We start from the raw sequence: 19,569 nt of genomic DNA on the forward strand, positions 1-19,569 counted from the left end.
GCCCGTACCGGCCTCGGAGAGCCCCGGCGGAAGACCCGAAGAACCCCGGCGGAAGCCCCGCGGTAGCCCGGCCCGGAACAACCGCACCTTTGCCCAAAGCCATTCCATCGGGTGACGAGTGGCCCATCCGGATGACTCCTGCCGACGCCCCAACTAGGGTGCGGCGAAGGCGTTCCGGCACTTGGCCCACCGGCATTGCGATGTCAGTGGCGGGTGCCACAGTGGGGGAGTGAGCAACGACGCCGCAGGGCAGAGGGGGTGAAGTCCGGCCGTGTCCGGTACAGGAATGGGTGGAGAGGCGGGTGCGCAGCATGCGCGCTCGCGGGCTCTCGCCGTGCTGCGCATCCGTAGCAGGGCGCTGGCCGTGGCCCTGCTGCCGGCGGCCGTCGCCGTCGTGCTGATCGTCGCGGCCGCGCAGGGGCGCATCGAGGGCAGCGGCTGGGACAGCGCTCGCTGGGCGGTCATCGCCACCGCGCTGCTCGTGCTGCTGCTCGCGGCCGCCGTGGCGGCGGTGATCGTCCGGGCAAGACCGGCCCTGTCCCCCACGGTGGACCTCGCCGAATCGGCCGCCCCCGACCTGTACCGCCTGGTCAGGGACCTGGCCGAGCGGCTCGATGTGCCTCCGCCCTCCGCGATAGCCCTGACCCCGGACTGCGACAGCTGGCTGGAGGACCGTACGCATCCGGCGCACACCGGTGCCGGGCAGGGGGCGATGCCCGCTCGCTTCATACGCGGAGCCGATGTGCGCTCCGGCCGTGCCCGGCGGGTGCCGGCCGCGCCGGTCCTGGTCATCGGCTCGCCCTTCATGTGGTGGATGCGCGTCGGCGAGCTGCGCGCGATCCTCGCCCCCGTTGTCGCCGGTACGGGTCCCTCGGCGCACCCGGACATAGCCGCCGCCCGCCGGTTCGTACGGGGCCTCGACGCGGCCGTCGGCGTGGCCGCCAGGCCCGGGCTCGGCCTGCTGCGGCGCATACCGCTCGGCTTCGTCGGATCGATCGCCCGGCTGCTCCTGCGCGGCTGCCGGGTGCACGCCGCCGAAATGGAGCGCGGGGTCGCCGCCGCCGCGTCCGAGCGAGCGCAGGCGGTGGACTACGGGGTGCGCATCGTCGCCCAGGAGCAGGTCGGGCTCGCCTACGCGGGCTGGGACCGGCTGCTGACCCGGGTCGCGCTGCCCGCCTGGCGGATGGGGCGCTGGCCCTCCCGGCTCGATGCGGGAGTGGTTTCCGCGCTCACCGAGCTGTCCCGGCGCGACCGGCTGGCCGAGGGCTTCGCCTCCCGGCTCGGCGAGCGGCCGGCCTGCGACCTCCTGGAGGAGCCCGGCGCGGCCGACGAGGCGACCTCGCTGCTCGCCGCCCGGCTGTTCCACGGCGGCCCCGCCGAGCCCGGCCCCGCCTGGGCGCCGGTCGACTGGGCGGCGTACCCGGAGGAGGTCGTCGACCGCAAGTGGCGCACCGAGGCGGCCCGGCTGCACCGGGTCCTCGACGCGCTGGGCGAGCGCCGCGACACGGAGCCCGCCGCCCCGACGCTGGCCCGCGTCATCGACCACCTCACCGCCTCCGACGGCGAGGCCGGGGAGCGCCTGGCCGCCGGGATCGCGGCGGAAGTGGCCGGCGAGGAGGCCGCGTCCGCGCCGCCCGCACCGGGCCCGGAGTCCTGGGGGGCCGACGCGGTGCCGCTCTTCCCGCTCCAGCCGCCCCGCACCGGCCGCGAGCTGCTCGCCGACCATGTGACGGCGATGGTGTGCTGCGCGGCGGTCGACACGGCGGGCGCTCTGCCCGGGCTCGACTGGCTGGACGGCCCCTCGCTGCTCGTCGACGACGTACGCCGCTCGGACCTCGCCTCGCCCGTGCTGACCCTGGTCGAGGACGGCGACGCTGATGCGCTGCGCACCTGGCTGTCCTCCGTCGGCATCCGCCCGGAGAAGCCGGTACGGCTGGTCTGAGCGAGCCCCCGCCCGGCATCGGCACCTCGGCCCGCCCCCAACAGGGCCCCCACCGCGCCGAGTTGGCCCCGCGTATCCGCAATGCATCCGCACCGCAGCCGGAACACATCCGGAATGAACCCTTCCCCTTAACGTCAATTCGCGACGAACGGTGACGGAGTGCGTGCGTTATGTGATGTGCTGGGGACCGGTAGCTGTCAGACGGCGCACCACAGTCGCATCAACTGTTGTCTCGGGGGATCGAGGGAGGGGAGTGACATGGGGGTGGAACGGTCGGACCACATCCGGCGCTGGGAGTCGGGTGCCCTCGCGCACGCCGTCTCGGACCCCTTCGGGCAGGGCCCGCTGCCCTGGCTGCGCGGCAGCGAGACCTACTTCGACGACACCGGGCACGTGGTGCCCTGGTACGTCGACCACGTCCCGGCCCAGCGCGGCACTCCGCGCAGCACCGCCCGGGCCACCGGCCCGCGCACCGCCGACGACGTACACCAGCAGATCAAGGGGTTCGCCTCCAGCGGGGCCGTCGCTCCGGGCGAGGCCATCGACTTCCACATCACCGTGGACCCCCCGCAGCAGTTCACCGTGGACGTCTACCGGATCGGACACTACGGCGGCGACGGGGCCGCGAAGATCGCCACCAGCCCCCGGCTCTCCGGGATCGTCCAGCCGCCCCCGCTGGCGGCCGACCGCACCGTCTCCTGTCACCACTGGTGGCAGTCCTGGCGCTACCAGGTGCCCTCGCACGCCTCGATCGGCGCGCACGTCGCCGTGCTGACCACCGCGGACGGCTACCGCTCGCACATCCCGTTCACCGTCCGCGACAGCCACCCCGCCGATCTGCTCCTGCTGCTGCCCGACATCACCTGGCAGGCGTACAACCTCTTCCCGGAGGACGGCCGCACCGGCGCCAGCCTCTACCACGCCTGGGACGAGGAGGGCCGGCTGCTCGGCGAGGTGGACGCGGCGATCACGGTCTCCTTCGACCGGCCGTTCGCGGGCGCGGGCCTGCCCCTGCACGTCGGCCACGCCTACGACTTCATCCGCTGGGCCGAGCGCTACGGCTACGACCTCGCCTACGCGGACGCCCGCGACCTGCACGCGGGCCGTGTGGACCCGTCCCGCTACCGGGGCCTCGTCTTCCCCGGCCACGACGAGTACTGGTCGGCCCCGATGCGCCGCACCGTGGAGCTCGCTCGCGACGGCGGCACCTCGCTCGTCTTCCTTTCCGCGAACTCCCTCTACTGGCAAGTGGAGTTGGGGCCGTCCCCGTCCGGCGTGCCCGACCGCCTCCTCACCTGCCGCAAGCGGCGCGGCCCCGGCCGCCCCGCCCTGTGGCGCGAGGTCGCCCGGCCCGAGCAGCAACTCCTGGGCATCCAGTACGCGGGCCGCGTGCCCGAGCCGTACCCCATGGTCGTACGCAACGCGGACCACTGGTTGTGGGAGGCGACCGGGGCCGGTGACGGCGACGAGATCGACGGCCTGGTCGCGGGCGAGGCCGACCGCTACTACCCGCGCACCGCGCTCCCCGAGCACCAGGACCGCATCCTGCTCGCCCACTCCCCGTACCGGGACGGCGAGCAGCACGTCCGCCACCAGGAGACGTCGCTGTACCGGGCCCCCTCCGGCGCGCTCGTCTTCGCCTCGGGCACTTTCGCCTGGTCACCGGCGCTCGACCGGCCCGGCCACGTGGACAGCCGCATCCAGCGCGCCACGGCCAACCTCCTGGACCGCATCTGCAAGCGGGACTGACTCCGACGTACGCCCCCGCGCAAGACCCGCGATCTGGGTACCCGGCCGCATGCGAGAGAATCGGAATCGCTCCTGGATCAACCTACGCGGAGGAACCGTGTCCGGATTCGTAGAAAAGCCCGAGCCCCAGCAGGTGCCGGGCCTGACCCACCTCCACACGGGCAAGGTGCGTGACCTCTATCAGAACGAGGCCGGCGACCTGCTGATGGTCGCCAGCGACCGGATGTCCGCGTACGACTGGGTGCTGCCCACCGAGATCCCCGACAAGGGCCGGGTGCTCACCCAGCTCTCGTTGTGGTGGTTCGAGCTGCTCGCCGACCTGGTGCCCAACCACGTCATCTCCGAGGAGCTCCCCGAGGGTGCCCCGGCCGACTGGGCGGGCCGCACCCTTGTGTGCAGGTCGCTCGCGATGGTCCCGGTGGAGTGCGTCGCCCGCGGCTACCTCGCGGGCTCCGGCCTGGTCGAGTACAACGCGTCCCGTACGGTGTGCGGCCTCGCGCTGCCCGAGGGCCTGTCCAACGGCTCCGAGCTGCCCGCCCCGATCTTCACGCCCGCCACCAAGGCCGCCGTGGGCGACCACGACGAGAACGTGAGCTACGAGGAGGTGGCCCGCCGGATCGGCGCGGAGACCGCCGCCCAGCTGCGCCAGGCCACCCTCGCCGTGTACGGCCGGGCCCGCGACATCGCGCGCGAGCGGGGCATCATCCTCGCGGACACCAAGTTCGAGTTCGGCTTCGCGGGCGACGAGCTCGTCATCGCCGACGAGGTCCTCACCCCGGACTCCTCGCGCTTCTGGCCGGCCGCGACCTGGGAGCCGGGCCGCGCCCAGCCCTCGTACGACAAGCAGTACGTGCGTGACTGGCTGACCTCGCCGGCCTCCGGCTGGGACCGCACGAGCGAGCGCCCGCCGCCCGCGCTGCCGCAGGAGGTCGTGGACGCGACCCGGGGCAAGTACATCGAGGCTTACGAGCAGCTCACCGGCAACAGCTGGTCGTAAGCGAAGAAGCCCCCGGCCGGGTGGCCGGGGGCTTCTTCTTCTGAGCGAACGACGAGGTTCGAACTCGCGACATCCACCTTGGCAAGGTGGTGCTCTACCAGCTGAGCTACGTTCGCATGCGCCGTGGCGCGGAGACCACTATACCCAACCGCGCTCGCGGGCGAGACGCACCGCCGTGTGACGGTTCTCCGCGCCCAGCTTGGCGGCGGCCGACGAGAGGTAGTTCCGCACCGTCCCCTGCGACAGCGCGGCCCGCTCGGCGATCTCCGCGACGGGCGCCCCGTCGGCCGCGAACCCGAGCACCTCGGCCTCGCGCACGGTCAGCGGGGAGTCCCCTGCGGAGATCGCGTCGGCGGCCAACTCCGGGTCCACATAACGGTTTCCGGCATGTACGGAGCGGATGATCTCGGCGAGCCGCTGGGCGCTCACCGTCTTCGGGACGAAGCCCCGCACCCCCGCCGAGAGCGCCCGCTTGAGGTGGCCGGGACGCCCGTGACTGGTCACGATCATGGTCCGGCAGGACGGCAGTTCGGCCCGCAGCTTTGTGGCCACTGTCACACCGTCCGCCCCCGGCATCTCCAGATCGAGGACCGCCACATCGGGCCGGTGGGCCCGCGCCATCGCGAGCGCCTCGGGCCCGGACGCGGCCTCCGCGACCACCTCCAGGTCGTCCTCCAGGCCGAGCAGGGCGGCGAGTGCGCCCCGGATCAGATGCTCGTCGTCCGCGAGCAGCACGCGTACGCGGCTCATCTGGGCACCTCCGCGGTCAGCCGGAAAAGACCCTCGCCCGCGGGGCCCGCCTCCAGGGTGCCGCCGAGCGCGGACAGCCGTTCGCGCAGGCCGGCGAGGCCGGAACCGGGGGTGGTGTGGGGCCGCTCGGGTACGCCGTCGTTCTCGACGACCAGCGTCGCGGTGCGCCCGCCGACGGCGAGCCTGATCGCGACGCTGCGGGCGTCCCCGTGCCGCAGCACGTTGGTGGTGGCCTCGCGCACCACCCAGCCGAGCGCCGACTGCACCTCGACGGTCAGCTCCTCGGAAGGCCCGCTGTAGTCGCAGCCGATCCCGGCCGCCTCCAGGACGCCCCGGGCGCCCTCGATCTCCACGCCGAGGTCCGCCTCGCGATAGCCGCGCACCACTTCCCGTACCTCTTTCTGCGATTCCTGGGCGATGCGCTGCACCTCCACCATCTGTGCCACCGCCTCGGGCCGGCCGCGCTGGGCGAGCTGGACGGCGAGCTCGGCCTTCAGCGCGATGACGGCGAGGTTGCGGCCGAGCACGTCGTGCATGTCCCGCCCGAAGCGCAGCCGTTCCTCGGCGACGGCGAGCCGGGCCTCGGTCTGTCGGGCCCGGTCCGACTCCCACATCACCGACAGCGTCCAGGCCCCGCAGCGCGAGACCAGCAGGGCGTACAGGCCGGACAGGGCCACCCCGATCGCGAGGCCGAACAGCTGGGCGCCCGCCACTTCGGCGGGCGCCAGCACCGCCACGACCGGGATGCCGAGCAGCGCGAACCGCCAGAGGAAGGTGCGGGGCGGGACGAGCAGGCAGTACGTCATTCCGAACGGCATCATGATGTACAGCACGACGAGCAGGAGCGTCGGATCACCGATGCCGTGCGCGGCCCGGAGCCCCGCGAGCAGGGCGAGCGAGAGCGCGCAGAGGCCCCCGGCCACCAGCAGCCCGCGCCGCGGCTCCTCGATGCGCCCGAGGTAGTGGTCGCAGGCCAGCCGGTGGACCTTGTTGCCCTGGAAGGCCTGCGCTGCGCCGACCACGACCGTCGCTACGCCGAGGGCCAGCTGCAACGGGCCGTGCCGCATGCCCGGTGCGACGAACGGCACATCCCAGCTGAGGAAGAGGAACCAGGTCGAGCACCGCCACAACAGCCGGCTCTGGACCTCGACCTTCTCGACCCTGCTGCGGTCGTGCCAGTGCCGTCGATGCCACGCTCGTATCCGGCCGAACACCCTGCCGTCCCCCCTGTCTCAGCACTGTCTCAACGCCGCGGCTCCCAGCGGAAGCGCTTGCGCACGACCAGTACCGCGATGAACGTCCAGACAACCATGACGAGCAGTTCCCGCAGCACCTCGCCCGTACCGGCGCCGGTCCAGCCGTCCCGGATCATGCCCACCACCGGGCTCAGCGGCAGCAGTTCGCAGAACGAGGCCAGCTTGCCGGGCAGCACGTCCAGCGGTACGACCATGCCCGAGCCGGCGATCGACAGCATCATCATGGGCATGACCGCGATCTGGGCGCCCTCCGCGGACTTGGTGACGGCGGCGGTCGCTGCGGCGAGCGCGCCCATCACGACCATGCCGAGCAGCAGCCCGACGACCGCGAGCCACAGGGTCCCCGGAACCGGCACGTCCATCAGGACCGAGCCGCCCACCGCGAGCAGCACGGCCTGCGCGAGCCCGATGAGCACCGCGGGCAGCGCCGCCCCCGCCAGGATCTCCAGGTCGCGCAACTCCCCGGTGCGCAGCCGTTTCAGAACGAGTTCCTCACGGCGTACGACGTAGACGCCCGTCAGCGTCGAATACACCGCGAACAGCAGCACGTAGCCGAGCGCGCCGGGCAGCAGCACCGTGCCGACGGTGAGCCCGGTCTGCTTCAGGTCCATGCTGCTGACGGCCGAGTGCATCGAGACGGTGAGCACGGTCGGGAGCGCGAGGACGGTGAACATCGCGGACTTGTTGCGGGCGAGCAGGGTGAGTTCGGCGCGCCCCAGCGCCTTCATGCGGTCCGCCGCGGTGTTGGGGGTCCGCTCCCTCGCCCGCACCGGGCTCCGTACCGCGTCCGAAGTGGTCGTCATCGGAGGGTCTCCTCTTCCTGGCGCTGGTCCTGCGCGATCTTCATGAACGCCTCTTCGAGCGAGGCCGAGCGCACGTCGAGCCCCCGCAGCTCGACCCCGCTGTCCCTGGCCCACAACAGCAGCCCGGTGGCGGCCTGTTGGAGCGCGTTCGTCTTCAGCCGTACGGTGCGGCCGCTCGTCTCGTGGCTGCTGACGCCGAGCCGGTCGAGCGGCGGCAGATCGCCGAGGTGGTAGCCGTCGGGCAGCTCGAAGGCGATGTGCGAGGGCTGGGCGGCGACGACTTCGTCGACCCGGCCGCTCGCCGCTATGCGCCCGTTGTGGAGGATCGCGAGCCGCTCGGCGAGCGCCTCGGCCTCCTCCAGGTAGTGGGTGGTCAGGAGCACGGTGGTGCCGCCGTCGCGCAGCGCCCGCACCAACTCCCAGGTGTCGCGCCGCCCTTCGGCGTCCAGGCCCGTCGTCGGCTCGTCGAGGAAGAGCACCTCGGGCCGCGAGAGCAGCGCGAGCGCCAGGTCGAGCCGCCGCTTCTCGCCCCCCGAGAGCTGCTTGACCCGTACATCGGAGCGCCGTCCCAGGTCGACGAGCTCCAGCGCCTCGTCCACGGCCCCGCCCGTCGCCCGACCACCGCCCCTCACCGAGCGGCTCCGCCGCGCACCTTCTGGTCGACCACTGGTACAGCCCGCCCACATCCGTACGGTCTCGGCGACGGTGAGCTCGGCGGGGAAGCCGCCTTCCTGGAGCATCACGCCGGTACGGGGGCGCACGGCGGCCCGTTCGGTGTACGGGTCGTGCCCGAGCACCCGGACGCTGCCGCCGCTGGGCGGGGCGAGGCCTTCGAGGAGTTCGACGGTGGAGGTCTTGCCCGCGCCGTTGGTGCCGAGCAGCGCGAAGAGTTCGCCGCGCGCCACCGAGAAGGAGATTCCGGAAACGGCCTCGAAGCCCCCGGCGTAGGTCCGCCGCAGCTCCTCGGCCTCGATCACATTCGCTGTGCCTGCCATGCCTTCAGCGTTCCGCGGGAAACAGGGCGCGGGCAGTGCGCGGTGTCATCACCGGCCATGACAAATGTCAGGAGAGGACCGGGACATGACTGAAGGCCCCAGTTCGATGAACTGGGGCCTTCAGTGCTTCCTGAGCGGACGACGAGATTCGAACTCGCGACCCTCACCTTGGCAAGGTGATGCTCTACCAACTGAGCCACGTCCGCATGCCGCCACACAGCTTTCACTGCGTGGTGCGAGCACTACTCTACCTGATCCACAAGAGGGATCGGTACGCAATGCAGAGCGGGTGACAGGAATTGCACACTGCGCCTTCCCCCTGGAAGGGGGATGTTCTGCTACTGAACTACACCCGCACGCTCCGGTGGACCGGGCCTTTCGGCCTTGCCCCTCGGCGTGCTCCAGACTCTAGCTGATCAGCAGGGGGGGTTTGCAACTCCGGTGTCCGGGGCGGGTGCAGGGCCGCCCCGGACGGGACCCGGGCGGGAGGTCAGCTCGCCTCGGCGAAGGCCTCGTAGACCTTCTTCGGGATCCGGCCGCGGGCCGGCACGTCCATCTTGTTGGAGCGCGCCCAGGCGCGGACGGCCGCCGGGTCGGGCGCGACGGCGGTGTGCCGATACGTCTTCCCGGACTTCGAGTGCTTCCGGCCCGCCGTCACGTAAGGCGCGAGCGCCTTGCGCAGTTTCTTTGCATTGGCGGGATTGAGGTCGATCTCGTAGACCTTTCCGTCCAGGCCGAACGTGACCGTTTCCGCCGCTTCTCCGCCGTCGATGTCATCGGAGAGTGTGACCACTACGCGCTGAGCCACGGATATCGGTTCCTTCCTACGGTCTCGCCACTCCCACGTGCCTGACGTGCGGCGATACCGGCCTTCCGGCTGTTATGGAGCAATGTTGCTTTCGCTGGGATTCCTTTGTACAGCGGCACCCATTGCAATGTGAAGCCCAGCCAATTGCATCAGCGTGTCCCGACGCAATGACTTCGGCGACTTTTTCTCGGGATTTTTCCCACGTGTTGTCGCGGCCGAAACCGGAACGTGATCGGGGGTCAGCTATATCTACCCGCGTAGATTTTTTGGGCGGGTACTCTGAGGGAACCGCCTTCGCACCACACCACACCGGGAGTGCCAGTGGCACGCGTCGTAGTCGACGTCATGCTCAAGCCGGAAATCCTCGACCCGCAGGGACAGGCGGTGCAGCGCGCACTGCCCCGTCTCGGCTTCGAGGGGATCGGCGACGTACGTCAGGGAAAGCGTTTCGAGCTGGAGGTCGAGGGGCCGGTCGACGAGGCCGCCCTCGCCCGCATCCACGAGATGGCCGAGACCTTCCTCGCCAACACCGTCATCGAAGACTTCACCGTCAAGGTCGAGGAGCAGTCCAAGTGACTGCACGCATCGGCGTTGTCACCTTCCCCGGCACCCTTGACGACCGGGACAGTCTGCGGGCCGTGCGCATCGCCGGCGCCGAGCCGGTTTCGCTCTGGCACCGCGACAAGGACCTCAAGCAGGTCGACGCGGTCGTCCTCGCCGGTGGGTTCTCCTACGGCGACTACCTGCGGGCCGGGGCCATCTCCCGGTTCTCGCCGGTGATGGAGACGATCATCGAGCAGGCGAAGGCCGGTCTTCCGGTCCTCGGCATCTGCAACGGCTTCCAGATCCTCACCGAGTCGCACCTGCTGCCGGGCGCCATGCTCCGCAACAACCACCTGCACTTCATCTGCCGCGAGCAGAAGCTGCGGGTGGAGAACGCGGAGACCGCCTGGACCGCCGACTACGAGGCCGGCCAGGAGATCCAGGTTCCGCTCAAGAACATGGACGGCCGGTACGTCGCCGACGAGCGCACGCTGGACGAGCTGGAGGCCGAGGGCCGGGTCGCGTTCCGCTACCTGGACATGAACCCCAACGGCTCGCTCCGCGACATCGCGGGCATCACCAACGCCGCCGGCAACGTCGTCGGCCTGATGCCGCACCCCGAGCACGCCGTGGAGCCGCTGATCGGTACGGGCCGTACCGACGGCCTCGGATTCTTCACTTCGATCCTGAAGAAGCTGGTCAACGCCTCATGACTCTCGACACTGTCAAGCACGCCGCCGAGACCCCGGACGTCGAGCAGCCCTGGAAGGAGCTCGGCCTCAAGGAGGACGAGTACGCGCGCATCCGGGAGATCCTCGGCCGCCGCCCGACCGGCGCCGAGCTCGCCATGTACTCGGTCATGTGGTCCGAGCACTGCTCGTACAAGAGCAGCAAGGTCCACTTGAAGCAGTTCGGAGACAAGGTCCCCGAGAACGACGCGATGCTGGTGGGCATCGGCGAGAACGCCGGCGTCGTCGACGTCGGCCAGGGGTACGCGGTCACCTTCAAGGTCGAGTCGCACAACCACCCCAGCTACATCGAGCCCTACCAGGGCGCGGCCACCGGCGTCGGCGGCATCGTCCGCGACATCCTCGCCATGGGCGCCCGCCCGGTCGCGGTCGTCGACCCGCTGCGCTTCGGCGCGGCCGACCACCCCGACACCAAGCGCGTACTGCCCGGCGTCGTCGCGGGCATCGGCGGCTACGGCAACTGCCTGGGCCTGCCGAACATCGGCGGCGAGGTCGTCTTCGACGAGTGCTACCAGGGCAACCCGCTGGTCAACGCCGGCTGCATCGGCGTGATGAAGCACGAGGACATCCACCTCGCGAAGGCGTCGGGCCCCGGCAACAAGGTCATTCTGTACGGCGCCCGCACGGGCGGCGACGGCATCGGTGGCGTCTCGGTCCTGGCGAGCGAGACGTTCGAGTCGACCGGCCCGGCCAAGCGCCCGGCCGTCCAGGTCGGCGACCCGTTCCAGGAGAAGCTCCTCATCGAGTGCACCCTGGAGATCTTCAAGGAGAAGCTCGTCGCGGGCATCCAGGACCTGGGTGGCGCGGGCCTGTCGTGCGCGACCTCGGAGCTGGCGAGTGCCGGTTCGGGCGGCATGCGCGTCGAACTGGACACCGTCCACCTGCGCGACTCCTCCCTCTCGCCCGAGGAAATCCTCATGAGCGAGTCGCAGGAGCGCATGTGTGCGGTCGTCGAGCCGCAGCACGTCGACCGCTTCATGGAGATCTGCGAGAAGTGGGACGTCATCGCCACCGTCATCGGTGAGGTGACCGAGGGCTCCCAGCTGGAGATCTTCTGGCACGGCGAGCAGATCGTGGACGTGCCGCCGCGCACCGTCGCCCACGAGGGCCCGGTCTACCACCGGCCGTTCGCGCGCCCCTCCTGGCAGGACGCGCTCCAGGCCGACGACGCGGGCAAGCTGCCGCGTCCGCAGTCCGGCGCGGAGCTGAAGGACCAGGTCCTCAAGCTCGTGAGCTCCCCGAACCAGGCCTCCAAGTCCTGGATCACCGACCAGTACGACCGTTTCGTCCAGGGCAACACGGTGCTCGCGATGCCCGAGGACGCGGGCATGGTCCGGATCGACGAGGAGTCGAACCTGGGCGTGGCCATGGCGACCGACGGCAACGGCCGGTACGCCAAGCTCGACCCGTACACCGGCGCCCAGCTCGCGCTCGCCGAGGCCTACCGCAATGTCGCGGCCTCCGGCGCGAAGCCGCTCGCCATCTCGGACTGCCTGAACTTCGGCTCCCCCGAGGACCCGGACGTGATGTGGCAGTTCGCCGAGGCCACCCGTGGTCTCGCGGACGGCTGCCTCCAGCTGGGCACTCCGGTGACCGGCGGCAACGTCTCGCTCTACAACCAGACCGGTGAGACCGCCATCCACCCGACCCCGGTGGTCGCGGTGCTCGGCGTGATCGACGACGTGAACCGGCGCACCCCGATCGCGTTCGCCGAGGAGGGGCAGCTGCTCTACCTCCTCGGTGACACGCGCGAGGAGTTCGGCGGCTCGGCCTGGTCCCAGGTCGTCCACGACCACCTGGGCGGGCTGCCGCCCCAGGTCGACCTGGACCGCGAGAAGCTGCTCGGCGAGATCCTGATCTCGGGCTCGCGCGACGGCATGATCGACGCCGCGCACGACCTGTCGGACGGCGGTCTGATCCAGGCCGTGGCCGAGTCCTGCCTGAAGGGCGGGAAGGGAGCGCGGCTCGTCGTGCCCGACGGCCTCGACGCCTTCACGTTCCTGTTCTCCGAGTCGGCCGGGCGCGCGATCGTGTCCGTGCCGCGCTCCGAGGAGCTGCGCTTCACCGACATGTGCGGGGCGCGCGGTCTTCCGGCGACCCGGATCGGTGTCGTGGACGGTGAATCCATCGACGTCCAGGGCGAGTTCACCCTGGAGCTGACCGAACTGCGCACGGCCCACGAGGCGACCATCCCCGCCCTGCTGGCCTAGTACGCGCCAACTCCTCGGCCCCGTACCTCAGTTGATGAGGTACGGGGCCGAAGTGCGTTCAGGCGTCGACGAGCTGCTTGCTCTCCACCGGGGTGGAGGGCACGGGCCGGGTCTCGGCGGGGAGGCGGGCGGCCAGGACCGCGGCGACCGCCATGACTCCGGCCGCCACCAGGAAGACCACGTCCATCGCGGAGACGAAGCCGTGCACCGCGGTGTCGCGGGCGGCGCCGGTCAGGTGGGCGATGGTGCTGGTCGAGCCGCCCGGCACCTTCGCCTCGTACACCCGGCTGAGCAGCGTGCCGAAGACGGCGGCGCCCAGCGCGTTCCCCAGCGTCTGGAAGAACCGGATGCTGGTGGTCGCGATGCCGAGCTGGTGGGCGGGGGCGGCGTTCTGGACGTACGGGATGAGCTGGCCTATCAGCAGGCCGAACCCGCAGCCCATGAGCAGGAGCGCGCCCCGGACCTGCCACAGCGAGGTGCCGGCGTCGAGGGTGGCGAGCACGGCGAGCGCGAGGGCGGAGGCGACGGTGCCGGTCAGCACGAAGGTCTTCATGCGCCAGCCGCGGTCGGTGAGCCTGCCCGCGGCGAGGCCGACGGCGGTCATGCCGAGCGCCATGGGGACGAGGTAGAGGCCGGAGGCCGCCGGGGCCAGGCCGCGCACCGCCTGGAGGTAGATCATGACGTAGACCAGCGCGCCCATCATCGCGGCGCCGAGCAGCCCCTGGATGGCGAAGCCGTACCGCAGTTGGGGCACCTTGAACATCGACAGCGGCAGGACCGGCTCGGCGGCGGTCGTCTGGCGGCGCAGGAACAGGGCGAGGGTCAGGACGCAGGCCACGAGCAGGCCGACGATCTCGGGCGAGCCCCATGCGTACTGCTTGCCGCCCCAGCTGGTCGCCAGGAGCAGGCTGCTGGTGAACGCGGCGGCGAGCGCCGCGCCGAGGTAGTCGATGCGGTGGCGGGCCGGGGAGACCGGGAGCTTCAGTACGAGGACGGCGCCGATCAGCGCGGCGATGCCGAGCGGCAGGTTGATGTAGAAGATCCAGCGCCAGTTGGCGTGGTCCGCGAGGGTGCCGCCGATCCAGGGGCCGATCGCCATGCCGGTGCCCGCGACGATCCCGCCGACGCCGCTCCCCTTGTTGCCGCTCTTGCCGCTCTTGCCGCTCTTGCCGCCCTTGCCGTCCGCGGTCCCGAGCTGGGCGAGTACGACCATGGTGACGCTCATCAGCCCGCCGCCGCCCAGGCCCTGGAGGGCGCGGGCCGCGATCAGTTCGGTCATCGACTGGGCGGCACCGCACAGCGCCGAGCCGAGCAGGAAGGCGGCGACGGCGCCGACGAAGACCTTCTTCGCGCCGAGGGTGTCGCAGAGCTTTCCGTACAGGGGCAGCGCCGCGGCCGAGGCGAGCGCGAAGGCGCTGATCAGCCAGGGGATCTTGTCGACTCCATGTGCCGGGTCGAGATCGCGGGCGATCGGCACGGTGGCCGCCGACACGATGTTCATGTCGAGCACGGCCAGCAGGATCGTGGCGATGCAGACGGCCATGGCGATGAGGGTCTGGGTCTTGGTCATGAGGGGCCGAGCGGTGTTCGTGGTCTTCGTCATGGGCACCACCATGGACCAGAAAGATAGACCGAGTCAATCTTTCATCCTGGATTAAATTTCATCCTGGTACAGTGATGCGCATGACTGCTGGTGAGGGGCTGCGCGAGCGCAAGAAGCGGGAGACCGCGATGCGGATCTGGCGCACCGCGCTCGACCTGTTCACCGAGCGCGGCTTCGACCATGTATCGGTGGCGGAGATCGCCGCCGCCGCCGACGTCTCGAAGATGACCGTCTTCAATTACTTCGGCACGAAGGAAGACCTGGTCACCGCGCCGATGATGAACGACGTCGGCGATGTCGTACGGGCGGTGCGCGAGCGAGAGGCCGGCGAGTCGGCGGTGGCCGCGGTACGCCGCCAGTTCCTGGAGATGATCGAGCTGCGCGACCCGTCGGTCGGCCTCAACGACGACCCGCGCTCCCTCCAGGCCCGCCAGCTCATCATGAACACACCGGTGTTGCTCCAGCGCGCCTCCGTCGCCTTCCGCGAAGCACAGCAGGAGCTGGCCGAGCTGCTCACCGAGGAGGGCGGTGACCCGATGCTCGCCGCGGTCGCGGCCGCCCAGTTGACCGGCGCCCGCAACGCGCTGATCGCCGAGCACCACCGCCGCATCCTCGGCGGAGAGTCCGTGCAGTGGGTCGTGACCGACGCCGCGGAGCGCGCCGAGCGGGCGTTCGCGCAGGTCGAAAATGGCCTAGGGAGCTATCCCGGCCCGGCGTAGGCTCGGTTTCATGCCCCCGGCCAAGAAGCGCGCCCGCAAGTACGACCCGGTGAAGATCCGGGCCGCCGTCCTCGCCCAGTTCGGTCACGTACGCCAGGCCGTCGGCACGCTCACGCCCGAGCAGCTCGCCCGGCCCACCCGGCTCGGCGACTGGACGGTGCGCGAGCTCGCCGTGCACCACACGATGGCGCTCGGCATGCTGGATCGCTACCTCGCCGAGGAGGAGCCGCTCAAGCAAGAGGTCGGGCTGCTCGACTGGCCGTTCCGCACGGCGGCGGTGGGTGACCAAGTGGCCGACGGAACAAGGGAGTTGGCGGCCTCGACCGCCGACCTCGACGCCCTCTTCGAGCAGCGGGCGGCCCGCACCGAGGAGCTCTTCGCGGCCACCGCCGACACCCGGCTCATGCCGACCCGGTTCGGCGCGATGACCTTCGCCGACGTCCTGGTGACCCGGACCGTCGAACTCGTCGTCCACACCGACGACTTGAACGACGCCCTGCCCGAACTCGGCGTCCCCTACGACCGGCAGGCGCTCGCCGCCTGCACCCGGCTGCTCGCCGACGCGCTCGCCGTGAAGGCGCCGGGCGGCTCGGTCGAGGTGCGGATCCCGCCGTACGCGGTGGTCCAGTGCGTGGCCGGCCCGAAGCACACCCGGGGCACCCCGCCGAACGTCGTCGAGACCGACCCGCTCACGTGGATCCGGCTCGCGACGGGGCGTACGGGGTGGGCCGAGGCGCGGGACTCGGCGAAGGTCGCGGCGAGCGGGGAGCGGGCGGACCTGTCGGCGGTCCTGCCGGTGATGGCGTAGCCGGACGGGCTGAAGATGCCCGGTGCGGACCGGCACGGACGCTGCTGGGGGCGCGGGGAACTGTGCGAGCAACCACGACGGCCCGCGGACGAAATCGGGTTCAGGGCGCGTGAGCTGCGCGACCAGCCACGCACGGCCAGCGGGCCGAAGGTCGTCGAGGTCCGGGGCGCAGCCCGGGGGAGCCCGCACCGACCCTGCTGGGGGCGCGGGGAACTGCGCAATCAGGGGGTGTCCTCACGCAGCGCACATGCCCCCGCACCCGGCCCCGGCCCGACCCCGTCCCGCGAAGCGAACTCCGTCACACTCGGCGCGGGCTCGCGACGCAGTCGCAAACACCGCGAGTGGCCGACGCGTACCCCGGCCCACCTGCGGGGACGCGGCCGAAGGGCAAAAGGGGACCCCTGCGAGGGGGCGAGGCGCGAAAGCTACAAAAGCGGGCAGGGTGTCCGCCTGTCCGTATCCCCAATTCGGACCAGTGGTCGATCTCGCCTACACTCGGTGGCGTGCCACGTGGTGACGGACGACTCAACCACGACCTGCTCCCCGGTGAGAAGGGCCCCCAGGACGCTTGCGGCGTCTTCGGTGTCTGGGCTCCGGGTGAAGAGGTCGCGAAGCTCACTTACTTCGGGCTCTACGCCCTCCAACATCGGGGCCAGGAATCCGCGGGCATCGCGGTCAGCAACGGCTCCCAGATCCTCGTCTTCAAGGACATGGGACTTGTCTCCCAGGTCTTCGACGAGACCTCGCTCGGTTCCCTCCAGGGGCATATCGCGGTCGGTCACGCCCGCTACTCGACCACGGGTGCCTCCGTGTGGGAGAACGCTCAGCCGACCTTCAGGGCGACCGCCCACGGCTCGATCGCGCTCGGCCACAACGGCAACCTGGTGAACACCGCGCAGCTCGCGGAGATGGTCGCCGAGCTGCCCAAGGAGAACGGCCGGGCCACCCAGCTCGCCGCCACCAACGACACCGACCTGGTCACCGCGCTGCTCGCGGGCCAGACGGACGACGACGGCAAGCCGCTGACCGTCGAGGAAGCGGCCGCCAAGGTCCTTCCCCAGGTCCAGGGCGCCTTCTCGCTGGTCTTCATGGACGAGCAGACGCTGTACTGCGCCCGTGACCCGCAGGGCATCCGCCCGCTGGTGCTCGGCCGCCTGGAGCGCGGCTGGGTCGTCGCATCGGAGAGCGCCGCGCTCGACATCTGCGGCGCCAGCTTCGTCCGCGAGATCGAGCCGGGCGAGCTCGTCGCCATCGACGAGAACGGTCTGCGCACCTCGCGATTCGCAGAAGCGAAGCCCAAGGGCTGTGTCTTCGAGTACGTCTACCTGGCGCGCCCGGACACCGACATCGCCGGCCGGAATGTCTACCTCTCGCGAGTGGAGATGGGTCGGAAACTCGCCAAGGAAGCCCCGGTCGAGGCCGACCTGGTGATAGCGACTCCGGAGTCCGGCACCCCCGCCGCGATCGGATACGCCGAGGCAAGCGGTATCCCGTACGGCTCGGGCCTGGTGAAGAACGCCTACGTCGGCCGTACGTTCATCCAGCCCTCGCAGACCATCCGCCAGCTCGGTATCCGGCTCAAGCTGAATCCGCTGAAGGAAGTCATCCGCGGCAAGCGCCTGGTGGTCGTCGACGACTCGATCGTCCGCGGCAACACCCAGCGCGCGCTCGTGAAGATGCTCCGCGAGGCGGGCGCCGCCGAGGTCCACATCCGGATCTCGTCGCCGCCGGTGAAGTGGCCCTGTTTCTTCGGCATCGACTTCGCGACCCGCGCGGAGCTGATCGCCAACGGCATGACCATCGAGGAGATCGGCACGTCCCTGGGCGCCGATTCGCTCTCGTACATCTCGACCGACGCGATGATCGAAGCGACGACGATCCCCAAGGACAACCTCTGCCGCGCCTGCTTCGACGGCGTGTACCCGATGGAGCTCCCCGACCCCGAGCTGCTCGGCAAGCAGCTCCTGGAGTCCGAGCTGGCTTCCGGCCCCGCCGCGACCGCGGCCGCCGACGCCCTGCGCCGCCCGTAAAACCCTGCAGTACGACACGAAAGTTCTCCAGAGACATGTCTGAGACCACTGGTGCCAGCTACGCAGCCGCGGGCGTCGACATCGAGGCGGGCGACCGCGCCGTCGAGTTGATGAAGGAGTGGGTGAAGAAGACGAAGCGTCCCGAGGTCCTGGGCGGCCTCGGCGGATTCGCCGGCCTCTTCGACGCCTCGGCCCTCAAGCGCTACGAGCGCCCGCTGCTCGCCTCCGCCACCGACGGCGTCGGCACGAAGGTCGACCTCGCCCGCAAGATGGGCGTGTACGACACCATCGGCCACGACCTCGTCGGCATGGTCGTCGACGACCTGGTCGTGTGTGGCGCCGAGCCGCTGTTCATGACCGACTACATCTGTGTCGGCAAGGTCCACCCCGAGCGCGTCGCGGCCATCGTGAAGGGCATCGCCGAAGGCTGTGTCCTGGCGGGCTGCGCGCTGGTCGGCGGCGAGACCGCCGAGCACCCGGGCCTCCTCGGCCCCGACGACTTCGACGTCGCGGGCGCCGGCACCGGTGTCGTCGAGTACGACCAGCTCCTGGGCGCCGACCGCATTCGTGAAGGGGACGCGGTCATCGCCATGGCTTCGTCCGGTCTTCACTCGAACGGGTACTCACTCGTCCGGCACGTGGTGTTCGACCGGGCCAGGATGACCTTGGACCAGCACGTCGAGGAGTTCGGCCGCACGCTCGGCGAGGAGCTCCTGGAACCCACCAAGATCTACTCCCTCGACTGCCTGGCCCTGACCCGCACTGCCGAGGTGCACGGTTTCAGCCACATCACCGGCGGCGGTCTTGCCAACAACCTGGCCCGGGTCATCCCCGACCACCTGCACGCCACGGTCGACCGCTCGACCTGGACGCCGGGCGCGGTCTTCGACCTCGTCGGCACGGCGGGCAACGTCGAGCGGCTCGAACTGGAGAAGACGCTCAACATGGGCGTCGGCATGATGGCGATCGTCCCCGAGGCCTCGGTCGACGTCGCGCTCCAGACCCTCGCGGACCGGGGCGTGGATGCCTGGGTCGCCGGCGAGATCCTTGAGCGCGGCGATCACCGCGACGGCGCCGAGCTGACCGGTGACTACTCGAAGTAGGCCGCTACAGGCAGCACGAAACCCGGTCTGGGGCGAAGGCCCCGGACCGGGTCGGTGTGCTCAGAGCAGCGAACAGACGCGTTGCTGCGAAAGCGGGATCAGCGTAGTCAAGCGCCGCGGCGCTGCGACGACGGGCCGGACTCTTCGTCCTCGTCCTCGTCGTCATTCCCGTACAGATCCGCATAGCGGGCGTACGGGTCGTCGTCCTCGTCGTCCTCCAGTGGCTCCGCGTTCGGCGGTTGGCTCACTGTCGGGCTCGGAGTAGATGCGCCCAGCTCGTTGGCCAGACGCGACAGGTCAGTCCCGCCGCTGCTGTACTTCAGCTGGCGGGCGACCTTCGTCTGCTTGGCCTTTGCCCGGCCGCGCCCCATGGCTCGACCCCCTCGGTGACGGGGCTCGACGGCCCCAGAGTCTTGACACGCGTTCATGATCCGGAACGGACTCTCCGTGGAGAGACCGCGTCCGTAGGGCTTCAACGGTACCTGCTTCCGCGGCCATACGGTA

General features: G+C 70.7%; 17 protein-coding genes and 3 tRNA genes. 10 read left to right on the top strand and 10 right to left on the bottom strand.

Going from position 1 to position 19,569, the window contains the following annotated elements; genetic code table 11:
• The first annotated feature begins 271 nt into the window (after nucleotides 1-271).
• The 3 genes from IE206_RS25620 to IE206_RS25630 all read left to right on the top strand — a co-directional run bounded on the left by IE206_RS25620 (nucleotide 272) and on the right by IE206_RS25630 (nucleotide 4,688).
• On the top strand, nucleotides 272-1,942 hold the full coding sequence (locus tag IE206_RS25620; RefSeq protein WP_189965934.1) for a M48 family metalloprotease: 1,671 nt from the start codon (nucleotides 272-274) through the stop codon (nucleotides 1,940-1,942).
• A 258-nt stretch (nucleotides 1,943-2,200) separates the two neighbouring features.
• On the top strand, nucleotides 2,201-3,691 hold the full coding sequence (locus tag IE206_RS25625; RefSeq protein ID WP_189965936.1) for a N,N-dimethylformamidase beta subunit family domain-containing protein: 1,491 nt from the start codon (nucleotides 2,201-2,203) through the stop codon (nucleotides 3,689-3,691).
• A gap of 97 nt (nucleotides 3,692-3,788) precedes the next feature.
• Complete coding sequence (locus tag IE206_RS25630) at nucleotides 3,789-4,688, top strand: phosphoribosylaminoimidazolesuccinocarboxamide synthase (protein ID WP_189965938.1); 900 nt, start codon at nucleotides 3,789-3,791, stop codon at nucleotides 4,686-4,688.
• Nucleotides 4,689-4,731: 43 nt separating this feature from the next.
• On the opposite strand, the gene IE206_RS25635 is transcribed toward IE206_RS25630, so the two are convergent.
• The 8 genes from IE206_RS25635 to IE206_RS25670 form a co-directional block, all read right to left on the bottom strand.
• A tRNA-Gly gene (locus IE206_RS25635) sits at nucleotides 4,732-4,804 on the bottom strand.
• A 22-nt stretch (nucleotides 4,805-4,826) separates the two neighbouring features.
• Nucleotides 4,827-5,438, bottom strand: coding sequence for a response regulator transcription factor (locus tag IE206_RS25640; RefSeq protein WP_189965939.1), 612 nt, complete (start codon nucleotides 5,436-5,438; stop codon nucleotides 4,827-4,829).
• Complete coding sequence (locus IE206_RS25645) at nucleotides 5,435-6,652, bottom strand: sensor histidine kinase (RefSeq protein ID WP_189965941.1); 1,218 nt, start codon at nucleotides 6,650-6,652, stop codon at nucleotides 5,435-5,437. The genes IE206_RS25640 and IE206_RS25645 overlap by 4 nt, the downstream gene beginning before the upstream one ends.
• Nucleotides 6,653-6,681: 29 nt before the next feature.
• Nucleotides 6,682-7,497, bottom strand: coding sequence for an ABC transporter permease (locus tag IE206_RS25650; RefSeq protein ID WP_189965943.1), 816 nt, complete (start codon nucleotides 7,495-7,497; stop codon nucleotides 6,682-6,684).
• On the bottom strand, nucleotides 7,494-8,492 hold the full coding sequence (locus IE206_RS25655) for an ABC transporter ATP-binding protein (protein ID WP_189965945.1): 999 nt from the start codon (nucleotides 8,490-8,492) through the stop codon (nucleotides 7,494-7,496). The genes IE206_RS25650 and IE206_RS25655 overlap by 4 nt, the downstream gene beginning before the upstream one ends.
• 133 nt (nucleotides 8,493-8,625) lie before the next feature.
• Nucleotides 8,626-8,698: transfer RNA gene (locus tag IE206_RS25660), tRNA-Gly, on the bottom strand.
• A gap of 78 nt (nucleotides 8,699-8,776) precedes the next feature.
• A tRNA-Gly gene (locus IE206_RS25665) sits at nucleotides 8,777-8,848 on the bottom strand.
• A 134-nt stretch (nucleotides 8,849-8,982) separates the two neighbouring features.
• Nucleotides 8,983-9,300: a histone-like nucleoid-structuring protein Lsr2 gene (locus IE206_RS25670; RefSeq protein ID WP_189965947.1), complete on the bottom strand. Its 318-nt coding sequence runs from the start codon at nucleotides 9,298-9,300 to the stop codon at nucleotides 8,983-8,985.
• Nucleotides 9,301-9,615: 315 nt separating this feature from the next.
• On the opposite strand from IE206_RS25670, the gene purS reads away from it, so the two are divergent.
• From purS to purL, 3 genes are read left to right on the top strand one after another with little or no spacing between them, the layout of a single operon-like run.
• Nucleotides 9,616-9,876 (top strand): phosphoribosylformylglycinamidine synthase subunit PurS, encoded by a 261-nt coding sequence (gene purS, locus IE206_RS25675; protein WP_078966365.1) that lies wholly within the window; start codon nucleotides 9,616-9,618, stop codon nucleotides 9,874-9,876.
• A complete protein-coding gene (gene purQ / locus IE206_RS25680) occupies nucleotides 9,873-10,556 on the top strand; it encodes a phosphoribosylformylglycinamidine synthase subunit PurQ (protein WP_189965949.1) in 684 nt (227 codons plus the stop codon). Before purS ends, purQ begins: the two co-directional genes overlap by 4 nt.
• Nucleotides 10,553-12,802 (top strand): phosphoribosylformylglycinamidine synthase subunit PurL, encoded by a 2,250-nt coding sequence (gene purL / locus IE206_RS25685; RefSeq protein WP_189965951.1) that lies wholly within the window; start codon nucleotides 10,553-10,555, stop codon nucleotides 12,800-12,802. The genes purQ and purL overlap by 4 nt, the downstream gene beginning before the upstream one ends.
• Before the next feature lie 58 nt (nucleotides 12,803-12,860).
• Here purL and IE206_RS25690 read toward each other — a convergent pair whose 3' ends face one another.
• Nucleotides 12,861-14,405 (bottom strand): MFS transporter, encoded by a 1,545-nt coding sequence (locus IE206_RS25690; RefSeq protein ID WP_226598971.1) that lies wholly within the window; start codon nucleotides 14,403-14,405, stop codon nucleotides 12,861-12,863.
• Nucleotides 14,406-14,485: 80 nt separating this feature from the next.
• On the opposite strand from IE206_RS25690, the gene IE206_RS25695 reads away from it, so the two are divergent.
• From IE206_RS25695 to purM, 4 genes are all read left to right on the top strand, one after another.
• Nucleotides 14,486-15,124 carry a TetR/AcrR family transcriptional regulator gene (locus tag IE206_RS25695; protein ID WP_189965953.1) on the top strand — a complete coding sequence of 213 codons (639 nt, stop codon included), beginning with the start codon at nucleotides 14,486-14,488 and terminating at the stop codon, nucleotides 15,122-15,124.
• Nucleotides 15,125-15,134: 10 nt separating this feature from the next.
• Nucleotides 15,135-15,932: a maleylpyruvate isomerase family mycothiol-dependent enzyme gene (locus IE206_RS25700; protein ID WP_189965955.1), complete on the top strand. Its 798-nt coding sequence runs from the start codon at nucleotides 15,135-15,137 to the stop codon at nucleotides 15,930-15,932.
• Nucleotides 15,933-16,435: 503 nt separating this feature from the next.
• Nucleotides 16,436-17,962 (top strand): amidophosphoribosyltransferase, encoded by a 1,527-nt coding sequence (gene purF, locus IE206_RS25705; RefSeq protein WP_189965957.1) that lies wholly within the window; start codon nucleotides 16,436-16,438, stop codon nucleotides 17,960-17,962.
• A gap of 35 nt (nucleotides 17,963-17,997) precedes the next feature.
• Nucleotides 17,998-19,065 carry a phosphoribosylformylglycinamidine cyclo-ligase gene (gene purM / locus IE206_RS25710; protein WP_189965959.1) on the top strand — a complete coding sequence of 356 codons (1,068 nt, stop codon included), beginning with the start codon at nucleotides 17,998-18,000 and terminating at the stop codon, nucleotides 19,063-19,065.
• A gap of 107 nt (nucleotides 19,066-19,172) precedes the next feature.
• Here the strand turns inward: purM and IE206_RS25715 are convergent, their stop codons facing one another.
• Complete coding sequence (locus IE206_RS25715) at nucleotides 19,173-19,436, bottom strand: DUF3073 domain-containing protein (RefSeq protein WP_189965961.1); 264 nt, start codon at nucleotides 19,434-19,436, stop codon at nucleotides 19,173-19,175.
• Nucleotides 19,437-19,569 lie beyond the last annotated feature (133 nt).

The organism is Streptomyces violascens (genome assembly GCF_014649955.1).
Taxonomy (GTDB): Bacteria; Actinomycetota; Actinomycetes; order Streptomycetales; family Streptomycetaceae; genus Streptomyces; species Streptomyces violascens.

Coding starts and splice junctions, on each gene's coding strand:
- IE206_RS25625 (WP_189965936.1), top strand. CDS start 2,201: ATGGGGGTGGAACGGTCGGACCACATCCGGCGCTGGGAGTCGGGTGCC.
- IE206_RS25640 (WP_189965939.1), bottom strand. CDS start 5,438: ATGAGCCGCGTACGCGTGCTGCTCGCGGACGACGAGCATCTGATCCGG.
- IE206_RS25650 (WP_189965943.1), bottom strand. CDS start 7,497: ATGACGACCACTTCGGACGCGGTACGGAGCCCGGTGCGGGCGAGGGAG.
- IE206_RS25655 (WP_189965945.1), bottom strand. CDS start 8,492: ATGGCAGGCACAGCGAATGTGATCGAGGCCGAGGAGCTGCGGCGGACC.
- purL (WP_189965951.1), top strand. CDS start 10,553: ATGACTCTCGACACTGTCAAGCACGCCGCCGAGACCCCGGACGTCGAG.
- IE206_RS25690 (WP_226598971.1), bottom strand. CDS start 14,405: ATGACGAAGACCACGAACACCGCTCGGCCCCTCATGACCAAGACCCAG.
- IE206_RS25695 (WP_189965953.1), top strand. CDS start 14,486: ATGACTGCTGGTGAGGGGCTGCGCGAGCGCAAGAAGCGGGAGACCGCG.
- IE206_RS25700 (WP_189965955.1), top strand. CDS start 15,135: ATGCCCCCGGCCAAGAAGCGCGCCCGCAAGTACGACCCGGTGAAGATC.
- purM (WP_189965959.1), top strand. CDS start 17,998: ATGTCTGAGACCACTGGTGCCAGCTACGCAGCCGCGGGCGTCGACATC.
- IE206_RS25715 (WP_189965961.1), bottom strand. CDS start 19,436: ATGGGGCGCGGCCGGGCAAAGGCCAAGCAGACGAAGGTCGCCCGCCAG.